This is a genomic window from Shewanella sp. MF05956 (assembly GCF_059758055.1).
This window is the reverse complement of the sequence record NZ_JCAYNV010000005.1, coordinates 239,948-259,004: the sequence shown is the minus strand read 5'-3', so window position 1 is coordinate 259,004 and position 19,057 is coordinate 239,948. Positions and strand designations below refer to the sequence as shown.

15 protein-coding genes and 1 pseudogene are annotated in these 19,057 nt (G+C 41.7%); 11 read left to right on the top strand and 5 right to left on the bottom strand.

Translation table 11 applies throughout. The annotated features are described in order from the left end of the window. From AC19MX_RS07950 to AC19MX_RS07940, 3 genes are all read left to right on the top strand, one after another. Positions 1 to 508 (top strand): ISAs1 family transposase (locus AC19MX_RS07950; protein WP_498297510.1); only part of this gene is annotated, 508 nt, incomplete at its 5' end. 111 nt (positions 509 to 619) lie between these two features. After that, positions 620 to 1,654, top strand: coding sequence for a putative nucleotidyltransferase substrate binding domain-containing protein (locus AC19MX_RS07945; RefSeq protein ID WP_498297509.1), 1,035 nt, complete (start codon positions 620 to 622; stop codon positions 1,652 to 1,654). Next, positions 1,654 to 2,367 (top strand): 3'-5' exonuclease, encoded by a 714-nt coding sequence (locus AC19MX_RS07940; RefSeq protein WP_498297508.1) that lies wholly within the window; start codon positions 1,654 to 1,656, stop codon positions 2,365 to 2,367. The genes AC19MX_RS07945 and AC19MX_RS07940 overlap by 1 nt, the downstream gene beginning before the upstream one ends. A gap of 198 nt (positions 2,368 to 2,565) precedes the next feature. Here the strand turns inward: AC19MX_RS07940 and AC19MX_RS07935 are convergent, their stop codons facing one another. From AC19MX_RS07935 to AC19MX_RS07920, 4 genes are all read right to left on the bottom strand, one after another. Further along, entirely contained in the window at positions 2,566 to 2,955 is a 390-nt protein-coding gene (locus AC19MX_RS07935) for a hypothetical protein (RefSeq protein ID WP_498297506.1), read from the bottom strand. A 64-nt stretch (positions 2,956 to 3,019) separates the two neighbouring features. Beyond that, on the bottom strand, positions 3,020 to 3,394 hold the full coding sequence (locus tag AC19MX_RS07930) for a DUF1801 domain-containing protein (RefSeq protein ID WP_498297505.1): 375 nt from the start codon (positions 3,392 to 3,394) through the stop codon (positions 3,020 to 3,022). A gap of 230 nt (positions 3,395 to 3,624) precedes the next feature. Then, positions 3,625 to 5,775 (bottom strand): heparinase II/III domain-containing protein, encoded by a 2,151-nt coding sequence (locus tag AC19MX_RS07925; protein ID WP_498297503.1) that lies wholly within the window; start codon positions 5,773 to 5,775, stop codon positions 3,625 to 3,627. A gap of 2 nt (positions 5,776 to 5,777) precedes the next feature. Further along, a complete protein-coding gene (locus AC19MX_RS07920) occupies positions 5,778 to 7,934 on the bottom strand; it encodes a heparinase II/III domain-containing protein (RefSeq protein WP_498297501.1) in 2,157 nt (718 codons plus the stop codon). Positions 7,935 to 8,237: 303 nt separating this feature from the next. Between AC19MX_RS07920 and AC19MX_RS07915 the strand changes: the two genes are divergently transcribed. From AC19MX_RS07915 to AC19MX_RS07890, 6 genes are all read left to right on the top strand, one after another. Then, positions 8,238 to 8,573, top strand: coding sequence for a cupin domain-containing protein (locus AC19MX_RS07915; protein ID WP_498297499.1), 336 nt, complete (start codon positions 8,238 to 8,240; stop codon positions 8,571 to 8,573). Between the two features lie 26 nt (positions 8,574 to 8,599). Beyond that, the gene (kdgK, locus tag AC19MX_RS07910) at positions 8,600 to 9,532 is read left to right on the top strand and encodes a 2-dehydro-3-deoxygluconokinase (RefSeq protein WP_498297497.1); all 933 of its coding nucleotides are present in this window, start codon (positions 8,600 to 8,602) and stop codon (positions 9,530 to 9,532) included. Positions 9,533 to 9,561: 29 nt separating this feature from the next. Continuing rightward, positions 9,562 to 10,185, top strand: coding sequence for a bifunctional 4-hydroxy-2-oxoglutarate aldolase/2-dehydro-3-deoxy-phosphogluconate aldolase (locus tag AC19MX_RS07905; protein ID WP_432404962.1), 624 nt, complete (start codon positions 9,562 to 9,564; stop codon positions 10,183 to 10,185). 92 nt (positions 10,186 to 10,277) lie between these two features. After that, the gene (locus AC19MX_RS07900; protein ID WP_498297495.1) at positions 10,278 to 12,050 is read left to right on the top strand and encodes a sodium:solute symporter family transporter; all 1,773 of its coding nucleotides are present in this window, start codon (positions 10,278 to 10,280) and stop codon (positions 12,048 to 12,050) included. 684 nt (positions 12,051 to 12,734) lie between these two features. After that, complete coding sequence (locus tag AC19MX_RS07895; protein WP_498297493.1) at positions 12,735 to 14,276, top strand: YjjI family glycine radical enzyme; 1,542 nt, start codon at positions 12,735 to 12,737, stop codon at positions 14,274 to 14,276. Continuing rightward, a complete protein-coding gene (locus AC19MX_RS07890) occupies positions 14,248 to 15,165 on the top strand; it encodes a YjjW family glycine radical enzyme activase (RefSeq protein ID WP_498297491.1) in 918 nt (305 codons plus the stop codon). The genes AC19MX_RS07895 and AC19MX_RS07890 overlap by 29 nt, the downstream gene beginning before the upstream one ends. A 51-nt stretch (positions 15,166 to 15,216) precedes the next feature. Here AC19MX_RS07890 and AC19MX_RS07885 read toward each other — a convergent pair whose 3' ends face one another. Next, on the bottom strand, positions 15,217 to 16,149 hold the full coding sequence (locus tag AC19MX_RS07885) for a LysR family transcriptional regulator (RefSeq protein WP_498297489.1): 933 nt from the start codon (positions 16,147 to 16,149) through the stop codon (positions 15,217 to 15,219). Between the two features lie 178 nt (positions 16,150 to 16,327). On the opposite strand from AC19MX_RS07885, the pseudogene AC19MX_RS07880 reads away from it, so the two are divergent. Together AC19MX_RS07880 and AC19MX_RS07875 are read left to right on the top strand one after the other, a co-directional pair. Beyond that, positions 16,328 to 16,747: pseudogene (locus AC19MX_RS07880) on the top strand (response regulator transcription factor); the annotation flags it as partial. 225 nt (positions 16,748 to 16,972) lie between these two features. Beyond that, entirely contained in the window at positions 16,973 to 19,048 is a 2,076-nt protein-coding gene (locus AC19MX_RS07875) for a M13 family metallopeptidase (RefSeq protein WP_498297487.1), read from the top strand. Positions 19,049 to 19,057 lie beyond the last annotated feature (9 nt).

Sequence of the window (19,057 nt, the reverse complement as noted above, 5' to 3'; positions counted from 1 at the left end):
ATTGCGCGAAGCGATAGTACAAGCCTTCGCATTTCAGCGAGCTAACAATACGGACAAATCAATAATTGAACACGGTCACGGACGTACTGAGTGTCGCCAGTGCTATGTTATTGATAGTAAAAACTTAGTCGGAGACTTTTCAAAGTGGAAAGGACTAAAAAATATCGTTATGGTTGAAAGTTGTCGCCTTGAGAAAGGAAAGCCAATCGAGCTTGAGTATCGTTATTACATCAGTTCTAAAGGGTTAAGTGCCGAACAAGCAGCGATAGCCGTTCGAGAACATTGGGGCATAGAATCGATGCACTGGGTGCTTGATGTCAGTATGAGTGAGGATGCATGTCAAATATACAACGCTCACGGGGCGGAAAATCTGTCATGTCTGCGTCATATGAGTTTGAATATGTTACGAGCAGAGCCGACGAAGATAAGCATTGTTGGAAAACAAAAGCGATGCATGATGAATCCATCGATGCTTGAAGCAGTATTAAAGGCTGGATTTAGTAGTTAGGTTAAAAATTAAACACTCATGCGGTGACCCTGTATTCGTAACTTACCTGTTGTAAAAGATAATAAAGTCATCGGCTTATTAACCACTAGCCATCTGGTACAAAATCACCGTATGCAGGCAATATTCTTAATTGATAAGATCAAATATGCCGGAAGCACTACGGTATTAGCCAGCTTTACGCCTGAACGTCAGGCAATATTTGAAGCCCTGGTTGAAGGAAAAGTCGCCCCAGAAACCATTGGTAAAGTGATGACCATGATTATGGACGCTTATAATCGTCGGTTAATTCAAATTGCTATCGACAAGTTAGGCCCACCACCTTGTGAATTCTCATGGATAGTGGCCGGCTCTCATGCACGAAATGAAGTGCATATGCTCTCAGACCAAGACAACGCGATAGTCTTAGCCGACAATGCTACCGACAATGACAAGATCTACTTTAAACATTTAGCCAATCTTGTCACTCATGGCTTAGACAGTTGTCATTACTCACTGTGTACAGGCAACTATATGGCATCGACACCAAAATGGTGCCAATCATTATCTATCTGGAAAGCATATTATAAAAAATGGGTCGCTAACCCTGAATATGAATGCTTACTCAATATCAGTGTTTTTCTTGAAATCCGCACCATTTATGGCAATGCTGATTACGAAACAGAGTTACGCAGCGAACTCCACTGCAATATTAAAAATAACCGCGAATTTTTAAGCAGTTTAGTCAAGGATGCGGTAAACACGAATCCGCCATTAGGAATTTTTAATAAACTCGTGCTAGAAAAATCAGGTGAAAACAAGAAAACGCTCGACGTTAAAAAATACGCCATAAACTTAATTATTGACCTCGCCCGTATCTATGGTCTCGCCGTTGAATGTGATTCATCGGCAACGGATGAACGCTTTAAAGCCGCCAATGAAAAAGGTGTGCTCAGTGATGATTCATTCAAAAATATATTGGGTGCGTATAAGTTCATATTATCCTTTCGGTTTAACCATCAATTAGTGGCATTAAAGCAAGGTGAAGAACCTAATAACAACATCAACCCCAATCATTTCGGCAGCTTTGAACGCAAACATTTAAAAGATGCTTTTAGAATTATTGCTGACTTACAAGATGCGGTAAAAGTCAGGTTTGGGAGCCGTTAATGAAGTCTTTTATCCATTACTTTCATCCGCTAATGCAGATAATGCGTGAACGCGAACAGTTTTTATCTAATAAAAATGTTCCTGACTTTATTCACGACAATTTACTTGAGACCCTACCCACACTGAGTGATACGACGGATTCGTTTGATTACTTAGTATTAGATTTCGAAACTACAGGGTTAAATGTCGATAATGACCTCATTTTATCCATTGGTTGGGTAGAGATTATTCACTCACAAATTGATCTGGCATCATGTAAACATCACTACATTAATTCAAAGACGCAAATTAAGCCTGTTACCGCAGTCATCAATCACATCACCCCACAAATGCTCGATGAAGGTGAATCGATTCACGATGCCATTAAAGCCCTGTTTAATGCCTCAAAAGGCAAAATCCTTGTTGCCCACGGTTGCATTGTTGAAGCACAATTTCTACAAAAATACATGGAACGTAATTTTCAGTTAGCAGCATTACCATTGCTGTGGATTGATACCTTAAGTATTGAGAAACACATGGCAATGTCGATTAATAAATCAGACATAGATCTGACACTTGCTACGACACGTGAGCGATATAATCTACCTGAATACAATAGCCATAATGCATTGGCCGATGCGGTATCTACTGCGGAGCTGTTTTTAGCCCAACAAAAAAAACTGCAGCCACACCATAAAATGCGTTTTGGGCAGCTGTATAAAATGAGTCAATAAAGATAGCCATAACGTGGTTGTGGTACAACAATGCAGGCATTGGCTAAATGTAACCAATTTAAAATGGTAACCAGCAAGTGGCACGAGCAAAAAAAGTTCTTTATTCTTCTTTTTAAGTTCTTTGCTTTAAGAGTAAGGCATCGGAGTTAGTCCGCGCTTGATTGGAGGTTGTTCAACGTAATAATGAATAACGATATTTTACAAGACCCGAAACGACACGAGCGTTGTCTCATAGGGGATCATATCGCAACATTGATCCACATCTGACTTCATCTGATTTAGCATCAAATCATTAGTGTTTAAATCATCGCTTGGTGATTCAACTGCTTTTATATCATCGGCTTGTAATTCTACGTCGCGCTGTAAACGGCCTAAAAAGCTGTGGTGTTGTGCACTAGAATGCTTAATTTTTTTATCGAGCTGAATGTCGATGTCCCACTCAGCAAATGCCATTTGAATTTCTTGTTCAAAATGATGTTGCATCAACACCCTATCACCATCTGCGCTAGCTAAATTGTCAGCGTTAAACTCATGGGTTATCACCAGTTCAAATTGAGCAAGTATGTGTAACACGTCATCATTGGCCATCAGGATCTCCTATCCATTTATTTGTTTAGCTTTTGTAATTTTAGCTCGCGGTACATTGATATTTTTATTGCATGTGTTTTACCGACAGCTCAGAAATTTGCATTAATACACTCAGGTTTACATCCGATAGTTTATTAATATACAGACAAGATTTACCCAATTTGTGTTTGCCAAGCTTAGCAAGTAAATCATGATACTCATCAAACCCTGGCATGATATAAACGACTGTATTTTGTTTGCGCGGCGAGAAAGCAATAACCGCAGAGTCACCCTCACGACCACTGTCATAATGATAATGGTAGTGGCCAAACCCAATAATACTGCCCATTAAATAGGGCTGATAACCCGATGCACTTTCAAGTAGTGATAACAAACTATGTGCATCTTTCAGACGAGCTTTATTGTCTATCTTTGAGATAAAAATTTGAATATCATCCATTTTCAAAATCCTTTTACGCTTAATAAACTTAATTAGAATAATCTACATCTCGTTAATAACGTAACGATTTCCGATTTTTGATTTAGTGGCAAATATTTGAACCCACATAACTGTTCAATGAGTAGAATACAATTCGCATACCCAGCAAATGGCTAATCAGCTTGTAAACGCCAACAAAAAGGGTTGAACATGATGTTCAACCCTTTTATAAGCTAACAGAGCATTTGGCTTTAAACTACCGCAAAAGCGCCCTGCCATTGATAAGTTTGACCATTAAACTCAACAGTATGCTGACCTTCTAGCTCATCACCACTGAGATTTGAAATCGCGATGGTGTAACAATGACCGCTCGTGGTGCTAACGTTAATCACGGTTGCATTGTCGTTATGGCCAACCACTTCAACCTTGCTGACTAAACCGCGCGCGCCCACAGAGGCTTCAATCGATTCATTAAAGTAACCGTGAGTTTCTAACACAGAAGCAAACACATGATTTTGACCTGATTGACGCAAAATAAAGGCTGGCTCACTGCGCAAGTTAAAATCAGGATCGTTTGCCCCTGTGCGTGCAAATATCACTTTGCTGTCTGGTGTGGCGCTCGACACTAAACTGTAATAGCTGTTGCCATGTAACCAACTAACCAAACTACTGCCAGAGACACTTCCCGATGCAACATTCCATAAATGCTGGTAACCGTTGTCGGCGCCAAGCGGCTTTAACGTTGCCTCTGTTTGATAGTCAAAGTCAGTCCGGATTATTTGCCCAGAATGATGCACAGGTAAATCGTATTGATGCGGTTGATCTGCCGTAATGCGATACACATCGATAACCAATGGTTTCTCAAACTCTGCGATGTCAGCAACAATAATCGTGCGCTGCATTTCAGTGCCATCGTAGTAATCAGCAATACGACCACTCATACCTTGTAAACCAGAATCGTCTGCTTTAAAAAAGTGTTTTTGGCCAAATTTAGATTCAGCTCGGGCGGTATCAAAATTGTTTTGAGTTTTTTGATCAACGGTTACCGTGTTATGTGCAACGGTCTGCTTACAATATGATTTGTTTTCAGGAATGTAACGGCCACCAAATTTAGGTTCAATATTAACCCAACGGCCAAAACCATAATCGTGTAACACTTCCTGGCCACGATTAAACACGCTTAAATGCAAACCATCATAATGACCATGGTCGAGCGCAGAATGGTATTGATGATCGCTACCATGTTGACCAAACCAAATCAGTGCCATGGTATCGTCATTTTTTGCATCGCGATGACGCAAAATGCCCACGCCGCCCTTTTCACCTTCTGGGCCATCGGTTACAAACAAGCTACCCCAGCTAAAGGGTTTAATGTCTTTGGTATCATGAACCGCGTTAGACAAGGTTAATCCGGATATATGCACCCACACATCTTGTTGATGGTTTGCCATGCTAAGTAAGGTATCGTTTTGCTCATAGCGGTGATAACACACACTGGTGGCCATAATGACACCTTCATCATTAATACTGATGGTTTTAGATGAATCATTAAGCGCAGGTAACGTGCCATCAGGAAACGCGGTCGACATCACGGCATAAGAAGTGGTTTTAATTACCGAATCGTTAAATTGGTAAATACCGATTTCAGGTTGGCGACGTTCAATCGCTTCGGCAAATAGATAAATAGGACGTAACGAGAAACGGTGATAGTACGGACCTTCCATGTAGTAACCGTCTGGCGAAAACAATTGGTCTAGCTGCGCAAGAAAACCGCCACTGACTTTGTCTAATTTAAGGCCATACAGTGCTTTGTCTACTGATGCTTGATCGTTTATCGCGTAACCACAAATACCCACAGCAGCTACAGCCCATAAACCATGATTGTGAATAATATCAAAATCATGTGCGTAGGTGACCACAAACATATCAATCATTTGTTTAAGCAGGTTATCTTCAATATGGCGTTTTTGAGATTCATCTAAGGTGTGATAAATACAGCTATACGCGCACGAGGCATAGAGCATCCACATGTTTTCATTTAACGTTTGATGAAACAACTTACCCGGCGGATTACTGTCACGGCTGACATTACTTTCAAGTGTTGGGTACACAGTGGCATAAGCGCTCAACATATCAACAATGTAATTGCGGTATTTATCTTCTTGGGTTATTAAAAATAACCGCCCAGCTAAATCCATATGAATGTAGTTTTGTTTATGGCGATTATGCTCATAGCCGCCACCTTCACCGTGACCAGGCACTTCAATGCCCACTGTGGCCATATAATCGTCAGTTTGAGCGATATCACGGGATAATGCTTTGCCTAATAACGTCTGGGTATTGAGCGACTGTCTTAGTTGTGTTGCTTCGTCAAAATTTAACAATAACGGTTGGTAACTCATGTTTATTTCTCCTGCTTAACGGCAGTAATTTCAACAGCGTATGGGCCAGTCCATTGATAGGTTTTCTGATTTAAATTCACGCGATGTTCGGTGTTGGCATCAGCAGAAAGTTGATTGCTAACCATTAAGATCACCACTGAAGACGCTGTGGTGATTTCAATGACAGAGGCGACGTCGTTATGCCCTATTATATGAATATCACTGACGTTACCGCGAGCGCTGACCGACTGCTCAAACTCTTCGTTAAAATAACCATGCGTTTCCAGCACCGATGCTAACAATGTTGTTTTGCCTGCTGTGCGATAAATAAAAGCGGGTTCGCTGCGTAAATTGAAACTGGGGTCATTAGCGCCTGTGCGAGTAAAGAAAACCTCACTTGAGTCATTGCTACTCGTGCCTAGCCAGGTGTAGTAAGTGTTGTTTTGTAGCCAGCTCACAAGAGCTGTATTGGTAGGCTTACCACTGGCTAAATTCCAAAGGTGTTGGTAACCATTGTCAGCGCCTAACGTAGACACTTCTTGATGGCTTTGATAATCAAAGTTAGTACGAATAATTTGACCTTCATACTGATGTGAATAATCGTATTGATGCTCACCCTCACCTGCTAAACGGTATAAATCAATTAATAGTGGTGATTCAAGTTCATCTAACGCCAGCATAAACACACTACGCTGCATCGACAAGCCGTCATAATGTTGATTAGCAAAAGCGCTCATGCCACTAATGACATCACTGCCTACACTAAAAAAATGCGGCAAGCCGTGCACGCTGTCTGCACGCGTTACGTTAAAATCATTTTGACACTTTTGATCGACGGTAACGGCATTATGAGCAATGGTTTGGCGCGCATAAGATTTGTTTTCATCAAGGTAGCGGCCACCAAATTTAGGCTCTACGTTGACCCAGCGGGCAAACCCGTATTCGCGTAACACTTCCTGACCACGGTTAAAGAAACTGATCCCTAAGGTGTCAAAGTTTCCATGCCCCATACCGTGCTGGCCGTAATTCATCACCAGTTGCGACACATCACCTTTTTTATCCTGCATGCGGATAAAGCCTTGTGCGCCATGAGTACCATCCGGGCCTTCATTTAATTCAACACTTGGCCAAAATGGCATGCCAATAACCGCTTTTTCTTCTGCATGTTCAAGGGCACGAGACAACACTAATCCGCATGGATGCATCCAGACTCTATCTTGAATTTTGGCCATACCCAGTAAATTGTCATCTACACCATAGTGTTTGCTGTATACACTTACAGCCACTTGTACGCCCATGTCAGTAATCGACATAGTACGTGACGCATCATTCAACGCTGGAAACTGGCCATTCGGATAGGCAGTAGACAATAACGCGTTTACTGTATTACCAATCACTTTGCTTTTATAATTATAGATATCAACTTCAGGCATATGGCGTTGCAATACTTCGGCAAATAAACACGTCGGGCGAATGGCATAACGATGATAATAAGGCCCTTCCATATAATATCCAGACGGGGCAAATAATTGCGAAATCTGTGCAAGGAAACCACCAGTGTCATTTCGATCTATTCCATATACCGCCATGTCTAGGTATTCACGTTTACCGATAGCTAAACCACAAATACCCACCGCGGCAACAGCCCAAATGCCGTGATTATGGATACGGTCAAAATCATGAGCATACTTAACGGTAAACATCTCTAGCATAGGTTCAAAGAGTCGGCTTTCAATTCTAGTGCGCTGTGCATCGGTCATCACTTCGGCCACACAAGAATAAGCCAGGCTTGTATAGAGTAACCAGCAATGTTCATTCAGGATTTGGTGAAATAGACGCCCTGTCGGATTGGTATTTTTTTGTAAATGAAAATCGAAGGTTAAATACTTGTCTGCGTATTCTTCTAATAGCGCGATGACAAAGTCTGCATACTGCTGCTGCTGAGTAATTAAGAACAACCGCCCCGCTAAATTCATAAAGGTGTAGTTTTGCTTGTGACGGTTGTGCTCATAACCACCTGCTTCACCGTGCCCAGGCACATCTATTGGCAAACGCATAAAATCTTGCAACTCATTTATATGGGAGTCGATTGTTTTTCCCATCAAACTTGTGCGTCCAAACTCTTTACGTAAATCAGCTATTTCTGGCTGCGTAAGTAAAATGGGCGTTGTAATGGTCATAGTGTTTACCTTATGGCTAATATCTAATCTTCAATGAATACAAAATCTGTATGACAATATTGTCATACAACTTCACATCTTAACAATGATTTTTGATATATTTGTAGTCAAAAAGATCAACCATTTTAAAATAATTGTCTTTTCACAAAAATAAATAATAATTTAAACTATTGATTATAAACCACTAAGAATCGTTATTACCGATTTTAACCTTATTGGTAAGATCTAATTGTATTACAATATGTATTTAATGTTTATTATTTGTATAATAATGACCATATCGAATGCTGTAGGAGAAAGCGCATGAACACATTTTTTAAAGCTGATGACCATCCATGGGAAACGTTAGGCGATGGCATTAAGCGTAAAATCGTCGGTTACACTGACGAACTGATGGCCGTACATCTGAACTTTGATAAAGGTGCGATTGGTTATCCTCACTCACATGAAATCCATGATCAAATAGGCTATGTGATTAGCGGCAGTTTTGAAGCTGAAGTCGATGGCAAGAAACAAGTGCTTAAAGCCGGTGACGCCTACATTGCTCGCAAACATCTTATGCACGGCGCAGTAGCATTAGAACAAGACAGTATCTTACTGGACATGTTCTCTCCTGCTCGTGAAGACTTTTTAAAGTAATACCAGAATAATCATAAGGTAACAGCATGAAACCATTGAAAATAGCAATTGTTGGCGAATGTATGGTTGAGCTTCAAAAGAAATTGAGCGGCTTAAAGCAAGCTTTTGGCGGTGACACGCTAAACACCGCTTTATACTTAGCCCGTTTAACTAAAGGTCAGTCCATCAAAACGAGCTATGTAACGGCATTGGGTTACGACTCATTTAGTGAACAAATGTTAACAGCATGGCAAGCCGAAGGAATTGACACGAGTTTAGTATTGCAGTTAGCGCATAAAAATCCTGGTTTATATTACATAGAAACGGATGACAGTGGCGAGCGTAGCTTTCATTATTGGCGCAACGATTCCGCAGCAAAATATCTATTCGATCAACCTGAATCAGAACATCTTGCAGAACAGCTGCTCACTTATGATTACCTTTTAATCACTGGCATTACTCTAGCGATCTTAACAGAGTCAGGCCGAAGCAAATTAATTTCATTACTTAAAGAATTCAAACGTGGTGGTGGTAAGGTTATTTTCGATAACAACTATCGCCCTAGATTGTGGCTAAATAAATCACAAACAATAGCTGAATACCAAAAAGTATTGGCATTGACCGATATCGCATTATTGACCTTCGATGACGAAGTGCAATTGTATGAAGACACAGATGTTCAACAATGCATTGACCGAACACTAGCTCTGGGCGTAAGCGAACTCATTATTAAAAGAGGCGCTGAAGATTGCATCGTTATTGAAAATAATCAAACCAGTTACGTAGCAGCGACCTCAGTTTCAAACATTATTGATACCACTGCGGCTGGTGATTCTTTTAATGCTGGCTTTTTAGCTAAGCGACTCAATCATGGCAGCGCATCAGAATCCGCCTATGCCGGACATTGTATGGCTGGCACAGTCATTCAGTACCCAGGGGCAATCATTCCGATGGTTGCAATGCCCTCTATCAACTTATAAAAAAATACGTCAACGGAACCATGATATTTATGAATGATTTACTAGCAAAACATAAACTAATCCCTGTGATTGCCATTAATAACACTGCCGACGCAGTCCCGTTAGCCAGAGCATTGATTGACAATGGCATGCCAAGTGCTGAAGTCACGTTTAGAACAGAATGCGCAGCAGATGCCATTAAAGCCATGCGTGAAGCCTTTCCGTTTATGTTTATTGGTGCGGGTACTATTTTAACAACAGAACAAGCAGACCAGGCTATTGCTGCCGGTGTCGACTTTATCGTGAGCCCAGGCTTTAATCCTCGTGTTGTTCAGCATTGTCTTGATAAAGGCATGCCCATTGTTCCCGGTGTTAACAACCCAAGCCTTGTTGAGCAAGCCATGGAAATGGGGCTAAGGACATTGAAGTTCTTCCCTGCTGAAGCTTCTGGTGGTGTTAACATGCTAAAAGCATTAACTGCAGTTTACCCCGTTAAGTTTATGCCTACCGGCGGGGTTAATTTAGCCAATATCGATTCGTATCTTGATATTCCTGCTGTGCTTGCCTGTGGCGGCACGTGGATGGTGCCAACCAATCTAATTGACGCAGGGCAATGGGACGAAATAGGCCGTTTAGTGCGTGTTGCAGTAGCACACATCAATAAATCAAAATAAAAACCTTATGGCCATCAAATGTATGGCCATTTTTCGCGGTTAACATTGTTAACACACAAAAATAAGAGTTTATAAATTATCGAGGCTAAATCATGACTATTGATATGCTTGTCGTACTTGCCTATTTTTTCTTTCTAATCGCTATTGGGTGGATGTTTAGAAAATTTACCACCTCAACCAGTGATTACTTTAGAGGCGGCGGGAAAATGTTATGGTGGATGGTTGGGGCCACCGCCTTTATGACACAATTTAGCGCATGGACCTTTACCGGTGCTGCGGGTCGTGCTTTTTCAGACGGTTTTGTGGTGGTTATTCTGTTTTTAGCCAATGCTTTTGGCTACTTAATGAATTACCTGTATTTTGCACCAAAGTTTAGACAATTAAGAGTGGTGACTGCAATTGAAGCCATTCGCCAACGTTTTGGTAAAACCTCTGAGCAGTTTTTTACTTGGGCGGGTATGCCTGATTCATTAATTTCTGCCGGAATTTGGCTCAACGGTTTAGCTATTTTTGTGTCTGCGGTGTTTGATATCCCTATGGAAACCACCATCATAGTGACTGGTGCAGTGCTCGTTGTCATGTCAGTCACGGGTGGCTCGTGGGCCGTTGTAGCATCAGACTTTATGCAAATGATTGTGATTATGGCCGTAACCATTACCTGTGCGATTGCAGCCTATTTTTATGGCGGCGGCATCGGTAACATCATCGACAAGTTCCACGGTAACTTTATGTTGGGTAACGACTTAAATTACGTCAGCGTCTTTGTACTCTGGGTGGTGTTCATCTTTGTTAAGCAATTTGGCGTAATGAACAACAGCATTAATGCCTACCGATATTTATGTGCTAAAGACAGTGAGAATGCTAAAAAAGCCGCTGCCCTAGCCTGTATTTTAATGGTCGTTGGCCCACTCATTTGGTTTTTACCACCTTGGTATGTCAGCGCATTTATGCCAGACTTTGCTCTGCAATATGCGTTTATGGGCGACAAAGCAGGCGATGCTGCCTACTTAGCCTTTGTGCAAGAAGTCATGCCTGCCGGTATGGTTGGTTTGTTAATGTCGGCAATGTTTGCAGCGACTATGTCATCTATGGATTCTGGCCTTAACCGTAATGCGGGTATTTTTGTCTGTAACTTCTATGCCCCTATTTTACGTGAGCATGCTTCACAAAAAGAGTTAGTGACAGTCAGTAAAATAACCACCGTTATAATGGGCATTATCATGATTTTGATTGGGTTATTTATTAACTCACTGAGTCACTTAAGCTTGTTCGATATTGTACTGAACGTAGGTGCATTAATCGGCTTCCCCATGTTAATACCGGTATTACTGGGTATGTGGATACGTAAAACACCTGATTGGGCTGGTTGGACAACATTGATAATCGGTGGTTTTGTTTCTTATTTCTTTGGTATTGCACTGACCGCGGGTCAATTTGAAACCATATTTGGTTTAGACATTCCATTAACTGAACGAGAATGGTCTGACTTAAAGATTGGCTTAAGCTTAGCCGCGCACGTTATCTTTACTGGCGGATTCTTCTTCTTAACCATGCTGTTCTACAAAGGATTGTCTCCAGAGCGCGAAAAAGAAGTCGATCAATTGTTTATTAACTGGAACACCCCTGTTATTGCAGACAGTGAAGATCAGCAAACCTTAGACACTAAACAGCGTTCAATGCTGGGTAACCTCATCACAGTCGCAGGTTTTGGTGTACTGATAATGGCGTTAATTCCTAACGAACCAACAGGCCGTTTAATGTTCTTACTTTGTGGATCGATTGTGTTAGTCGTGGGTGTATTACTGGTATACGCCGCAAGATCTGGCAATGCAGCCGTTAAAAAAGTTGAGAGTCAAAATGCATAACGCATCTTGTTAATCCATTAACTCAATAGTCAATAAAGGCCTTATTTATATAAGGCCTTTATTATTTGTATACCATTTCCATTAATTATGTGACCAATCAGAGTCACTCAGACTGTTCAGTTTGAGGCGCATTGTTGTAATAATGGTTATTCCCTTCTAAGACGATGCAACAAAGAAATGAACGGTCTGAGTGCCTCCTGTAAGGCGGGTTTCTGTGCCTTCTATGCTGCTTAATAGCATTTTGACGTAGAGCAACTATGCCTTCAATCCTATTACTTGCCTAGAAGACACAGAATTCCCGCTGAATGACCAGATAATTAGTGGAATTGGTATTACATCCTAAAAAGTTGTGATCTACATCATCGGATTTCGATTCCCTCAACCCCGCCTTCGGCTCTTTTCACTGTTATAAGCCCCTTTTAATCAGTACATTAAATAACCTGAACTCGGGATAAGGAATGAACTTAGCTATTTAACATCAGCATGTTAACCAAGCTCACTTTCAAGCTTGTCATTTGTTATGCTAACAAGGCGAATTGACGCGTCAATAGCTAGCCTATTGTAAGTCGATTCAACACAGTTAGCAGGACAAAGGGCTGTTTGAAAGGCCTTTATTATCCCGAGCTCAGGTTAAATACATTAGCTGGTCACATTAAATCAGCACTGTCATAAATGGATTGCATTATGTCATTACAAAATCGCATTACTCATATCATCAAAGATCCACTTCTGTCAGCAAAACAAAAGTCAAATTACTTAGCGTTAGAAGCTGAGAACAGTCTTGATTATGTTGAAGTCTCGGCGCAGGCATTAGCTGCAAAACAAGCTGGCATTATTTGCGATATGTTTGAAGGTCATGCGCCGTATAAACCACGTTATGTATTGCCAGATTATGCCCGGTATCTCAGTCAGGGATCTGATTATTTAGAGATGCCACCAGCGCAAGACTTTGATGATGCCTTAAACTCACTCATGGTGCTTTATCATCATGTGCCCTCGGTCACCAATATTCCTGTGTATTTAGGCCAACTCGATACGCTGCTCATGCCATTTGTATCTGATATGGACAATGATGCCATTTACCGGAAATTAACCCGCTTTTGGATTTTATTGGACCGCACCCTGCCCGATGCATTTATGCATGTGAATATTGGCCCAACGGATAATATTATTTGTCGAACGCTGTTGCGCATTGATGCGGAGCTACAACAAATAGCCCCAAACCTCACCTTTATGTACGACCCAAGCACCACCCCTGATGATTTATTGCTACAAGCCACCAGCAATATTTGCTTGTGTAATAAACCGCATATTGCCAATTACCCAATGCATGCCAACAGTTTTGATGAGCGCGGATTTGGGATTGTGAGTTGTTATAACGCCCTGCCATTAGCCGGAGGCGCCAATACCTTAGTGCGCCTTAATCTTAAGCAAGTGGCAATACAATCAACCAGCATTACAGACTTTTTTGAACGCGCCTTGCCCTATTATTGCCAACTCACCTATGAGCTGATTGAAGCACGCTCGGCATTTTTACATCAACAATCACATTTCTTTGACAGCTTTTTAGTTAAAGAGCAGCTTATTGATGAGTCGCGGTTTTCTCCCATGTTTGGCATTTATGGCATGGCAGAAGCAGTGAATACATTGCGAGGGATCTCCAATGAGTCTCATAGTACGCAACACACTTATGGCCATCACCAGGAGGCTAATGCTCTCGGGCTTAAAATATCACAGGCATTGGATCAAATTGTGACCACCACGCCAGTAACTTATGGTTTCAACCAACGTGCCATGTTGCATTCACAAAGTGGCATTAGTCTCGACACTGATGTGACACCTGGCGTGAGGATCCCTAATGGTTTTGAACCGGATCCCATTAGCCATATTCAAGCATTGGCGCAACATCATCAATATTACCCTGCCGGAATAAGTGATATTTTAAGCTTAGATGAAACCATAAAAGCCAACCCTCAAGCCATGATGCAATTGTGCAAAGGCGCGCTAAGTATGGGCTTTAGAGAATTTACCGCGAATGTAGCTAACACAGAATTAATTAGAGTCACAGGCTACATGGTGAAACGTTCGGACATTGAAAAGTTTAGCCAATGCGGCTCTCGCACCAACACTACAGGCTTAGCTGCTGAAGCCGCTGCCAATACTGGGATGATGCAAAGAAAAACACGGGTGATTGCCCATGAGCAAGCGCCCATTTGTTATGAGTAGAGAAGCGATTGTAAGTCAAATACTGCCATTTTCATGTGTCGATGGACCCGGCAGTCGTTTGGTTATATTTTTGCAGGGGTGTAATTATCAATGTAAAAACTGTCATAACCCATATACGATTAATGTCTGCAATGCGTGTGGTGATTGCATCGAGCATTGTCCTCAACAAGCCCTTAAGCGAGTAAAGATTGGCACTAAAGACCATATTGCGTGGGATAAAAGCCTGTGTAGCCAATGTGATACCTGTCTGAGCATTTGCCCAACGCAATCGTCTCCTAAAACCACCACTTACAGCGTTGAGCAGTTGGTTGCAATAATCGAAGCGCAAAGGCATGTGATTAATGGCATTACCGTGAGTGGCGGTGAAGCCAGTTTACAATTACCCTTTGTGATTAACTTATTTAAAGCCATCAAGTCTACGGCACATACAGCACACTTAAGTTGCATGATTGACACCAATGGCAGTTTATCGATAACAGGCTGGCATAAGTTATTGCCTTATTTAGATGGCGCAATGGTCGATTTAAAAGCCTGGCAACAAGACACACATCGCTATATTACTGCTCGTGATAATCATCCGGTGTTTCAGTCAATAACATGGTTAGCAGCGCAGCATAAATTATATGAAGTAAGGCTCTTATCTATCCCAACAATGACTGATTATGATGTCGAAATTGAAGCATTAGCCAATTACCTTCGACAATTGCCCTCCTCTACGCAGATCAAACTCAATGCATTTCATCATCACGGTGTAGAAGGAATCGCCGCACAATGGCCAGTATGTACTCAAGATGATATCGAATTACTCGCCAGCCAACTTAGACAGCGTGGCGTCAATAACATCACCTTACCCACAATATATTTAAATGAGTCCAGACGGATGCCTTAACGCTTAAGTCTTAGCCCTTAATCATAAACGCTTAAGCATATGTCTTAAGCATTAGCGCTTAATCTCAGGTCGACAACGTAGTATTTGCTCAAATAGCCAACGTAAGGCTGGATCGTTCATGCTTTGACGATGCCACACCACACTATAGGCAACACGGCCATATTCAATCGGTAACGTTTTTATCACCAGCCCTTGAGCCTGTTTTGCTTGAGTTGCCCAGCGATGAGAGCAGGTAAACAGTAACTCACTGTGATGACACATTGTGGCGGCGCTGCCAAAATCAGCTACCGAAATAGGCACATGACGTTTCCTTGCTTGCTGAGCCAATAAAATATCAAAGAATGGCGTATTCAAATCGGTATCACTGATGCCAATATGACCAAAGCGTAAATAGTCTTCCAGGTTTAGATGAGTTTGAGCGCTTAAAGGATGGTTAGGATGCATTAGGCACACCATTTCATCATTCATTAAGGTTTCCCAGACTAGGTTTTCATCAATATGAGTCGGTTGACTAAGATCATGCGGCAAAATAATAAAATCTAATGAGCCATTTGTTAGCCCGTCAAAGCCAATATTATCTTTATTGTAAATATCTAAGTGAATATTGGGCGCCACCGTTAAGATATGAGCGCACAGCTTAGCGGCTAATAATTCAAAGGTACTTTCTCGCATCGCAATGGAGTACCGACCTTGGTACTGCGCGGGGTTAAATACGTCCTGATTCATGATCTGATTCATGTCATTGATCATTTGCTGCACGCTTGGCGCTAACCGTTTTGCTAATGGCGTCGCGATCAAAACATTGCCATGACGATAAAATAATTCGTCATTAAGATTATCCCTAAGCTGGCTTAAGGTTTTACTCACTGAAGATGGGCTCAAACATAAACGCTCGGCACTGGCGGTAACACTTAGTGTATCGAGCATCACATGCAAGGTTATTAAGTGTTTCATACTAATACGAGAAAGTTTTGCCAAATCCATACGTTAATAAGCCTTCATCAGAACGAGAGTAAAATATAACTCGTTGCCAGCTTCAGAGATACGCCAAGACTTGATAATCACGAAGCAATTCACACTCAAGCAAAATAACCTGTCAGAATTGACGCGTTATCCATCAATAAGCACAAATTAATCTCACAACTTTTATTAACACTTATTTCAATTACAGCAAAAACTGGTGAGTGCGCAAAGTCCCATAGGGATCATATTTCTCACTGGCCATGGTGATCTCCCCATGGCCGTTAATGCATTTAGACAAGGTGCCTGTGATTTTTTTCAAAAACCTGTAAAAGGCAAAGAGCTGGTGCAGGCAATAGAAAAAGCCTTGCTAGTAAGCGGACACGAGTATGAAAAGATACAACTACAACAGCGCTACAGCACGTTAACAGAAAGAGAAGATCAAGTATTGCAGCTGCTTATTGCAGGTAAAACCAATAAACAAATGGCCGATACACTTTTTGTGTCATTGCGAACCATTGAAGTTCATAGAGCAAAAATCATCAAAAAACTCGAAGTACATAATGCTGCTGAACTGGCTAAATTCAGTCCGTTCTTGTCTGATAATATCAATATGGATTGAAGCTAACACCTGAATTACCGCGATGTTATTGATTAAATTTTACCTGCTCATCTTCACTGTATTGTCATAAATACAGCATTATCCCTGCATTAACTGCGCCTTTAAGCTTATTTTCATAAAGTTTTGCTTATATTTACTCACAATTTCGACATTGACATTTTTTGTCATTCTTAGATTATGGTTCAGCAAACAACATATTAAAAATATAAAAGGAATACCATTACAATGAAAAAGTCCTTAATTTCTATCGCATTAACAGCAGCGCTATTGACAGCCTGTGGCGGCGAACAACCAACACCTCCTGCAAAAGCGAGTACACCAGCGGCACAACCTGTTGTAGCTAAAGCAGAGTTAGGTACTTTTGGTATTGATTTATCCGCACGTAATGAAGCCATTAAACCAGGTGATGATTTCTTTATGTACACCAGTGGCACATGGTACGACAACTTTGAAATGCCAGCCGATAAAACTCGCTATGGTGCATTTAGCGTATTAGCAGAGCGCAGCGAAGAGCAAGTTAAAGCGATTATTGATGATATTGCCAGCCGCACTGAATTAACCCCAGACGAACAACTGATTGCTGATTTTTATCATGCTTACATGGACACAGACACCATTAATAAGCGTGGTATCACTGCGATTCAACCTACGTTAGATCAAATTAATGCCATCAAAAATACCGATGACTTAACCAAGGTATTTGGCCAGGCCTGGCTCACGGGTGCTTCATCTCCTATTGGCGGCGGCATGTGGTTTAACCGTTTAGACCCAGACCAGTATGAAATGACTGTCGGTGCGGGTGGCTTAGGATTACCTGATCGTTCATATTATTTAGAAGACAGCGAACGTTTCAGTACCATTCGTGATGCTTATGTAAAGCACATTGCTACCATGCTTAACTATGCCGGTATTGAAAATGGCGAACAACGTGCAAAAGCTATCTTAGCGCTAGAAACCCAAATTGCTGAAGGCCAGTGGCCACGTGAAAAGCGTCGCGACCGCGACCTAACCTTAAACCAAATCACCCGCAGCGATTTAGCCAAAACATACCCTGGCTTTAATTGGGATCTGTTTTTTGAACAAACCGGCTACCAAGTCCCGCAGTTAAACATTTCACAGCCAGAACCGGTTAACGCCATGATTGGCTTAGTCAATAATAGCGATCTTGCAGTATGGAAAGACTACCTCACCTTCCATACCATCACCAATAATGCTGAATTATTGTCTGAAGACATCTTTAATCAAAACTTTGCCTTTTTTGGTAAAACATTAAATGGTCAAGAAGAGCCTCGTCCACGTTGGAAACGCGCTGTTGAACAAATGTCTGGCACCCAGTCATTAGGGTTTGCGATTGGTAAAGTCTACGTAGAACGCTATTTTCCTGAGTCATCTAAACATCAAATGGCTGAGCTAGTCGAAAACCTTCGCACAGCGCTAGGTCAACGTATTGATGGCTTAGATTGGATGGGCGAAGAAACCAAAGTCAACGCACACGCCAAACTTGCGGCATTTACGCCTAAAATTGGTTACCCAGATGTATGGCAAAAATACGATGGCTTATCATTAAAGAAAGATGACTTAGTCGCGAACATTGCTCAGCTTCGTCAGTATTTCCAAGATGATAGCGTTGCAAATGAGCTTAAGAAAACGGATCGTAATCGTTGGGGCATGACACCCCAGTTTGTTAATGCGTATTACAACAGTTCGTTTAATGAAATTGTATTCCCTGCGGCGATATTACAACCTCCATTTTTTGATCCAAATGCTGATCCAGCGGTAAATTATGGCAGTATTGGTGCAGTTATTGGCCATGAAATGGGCCACGGATTTGATGATCAAGGCTCTAAATCAGATGCGCACGGTATTCAGCGCAATTGGTGGACAGATGCAGATCGCGCCGCCTTTGAAGCCAAAGCCGATATGTTGGCGCAACAATACAGTCTATACGAACCGCTACCAGAAAACTTTGTCAATGGCCGTAACAGCCTAGGCGAAAACATTGGCGATGTGGGCGGATTGTCAATGGCATACCATGCTTACAAGTTAAGCCTAAACGGTAAAGAAGCACCTATTATCGACGGCACCACAGGCGATCAACGCTTCTTTATGGCTTGGGCACAAGTGTGGAAAGAAAAACGCACTGAGCAAAGTATGCTAAGTCAATTACGTGCAGGTACTCATGCCCCAGGTCGTTACCGTGCACTAGCACCACGTAACCACGATGCATGGTACAAAGCGTTTGATGTTAAACCAGGTGACAAGCTGTATTTACCAGAAGATCAACGCGTGCGTATTTGGTAGTTTTACAGA

Excerpts from the sequence above, each read along its gene's own strand:
- AC19MX_RS07915 (WP_498297499.1), top strand. The coding sequence starts at position 8,238 with ATGAACACATTTTTTAAAGCTGATGACCATCCATGGGAAACGTTAGGC.
- AC19MX_RS07945 (WP_498297509.1), top strand. The coding sequence starts at position 620 with ATGCAGGCAATATTCTTAATTGATAAGATCAAATATGCCGGAAGCACT.
- AC19MX_RS07875 (WP_498297487.1), top strand. The coding sequence starts at position 16,973 with ATGAAAAAGTCCTTAATTTCTATCGCATTAACAGCAGCGCTATTGACA.
- AC19MX_RS07900 (WP_498297495.1), top strand. The coding sequence starts at position 10,278 with ATGACTATTGATATGCTTGTCGTACTTGCCTATTTTTTCTTTCTAATC.
- AC19MX_RS07905 (WP_432404962.1), top strand. The coding sequence starts at position 9,562 with ATGAATGATTTACTAGCAAAACATAAACTAATCCCTGTGATTGCCATT.
- kdgK (WP_498297497.1), top strand. The coding sequence starts at position 8,600 with ATGAAACCATTGAAAATAGCAATTGTTGGCGAATGTATGGTTGAGCTT.
- AC19MX_RS07930 (WP_498297505.1), bottom strand. The coding sequence starts at position 3,394 with ATGGATGATATTCAAATTTTTATCTCAAAGATAGACAATAAAGCTCGT.
- AC19MX_RS07895 (WP_498297493.1), top strand. The coding sequence starts at position 12,735 with ATGTCATTACAAAATCGCATTACTCATATCATCAAAGATCCACTTCTG.
- AC19MX_RS07925 (WP_498297503.1), bottom strand. The coding sequence starts at position 5,775 with ATGAGTTACCAACCGTTATTGTTAAATTTTGACGAAGCAACACAACTA.
- AC19MX_RS07920 (WP_498297501.1), bottom strand. The coding sequence starts at position 7,934 with ATGACCATTACAACGCCCATTTTACTTACGCAGCCAGAAATAGCTGAT.
- AC19MX_RS07935 (WP_498297506.1), bottom strand. The coding sequence starts at position 2,955 with ATGGCCAATGATGACGTGTTACACATACTTGCTCAATTTGAACTGGTG.
- AC19MX_RS07885 (WP_498297489.1), bottom strand. The coding sequence starts at position 16,149 with ATGGATTTGGCAAAACTTTCTCGTATTAGTATGAAACACTTAATAACC.
- AC19MX_RS07940 (WP_498297508.1), top strand. The coding sequence starts at position 1,654 with ATGAAGTCTTTTATCCATTACTTTCATCCGCTAATGCAGATAATGCGT.
- AC19MX_RS07890 (WP_498297491.1), top strand. The coding sequence starts at position 14,248 with ATGAGCAAGCGCCCATTTGTTATGAGTAGAGAAGCGATTGTAAGTCAA.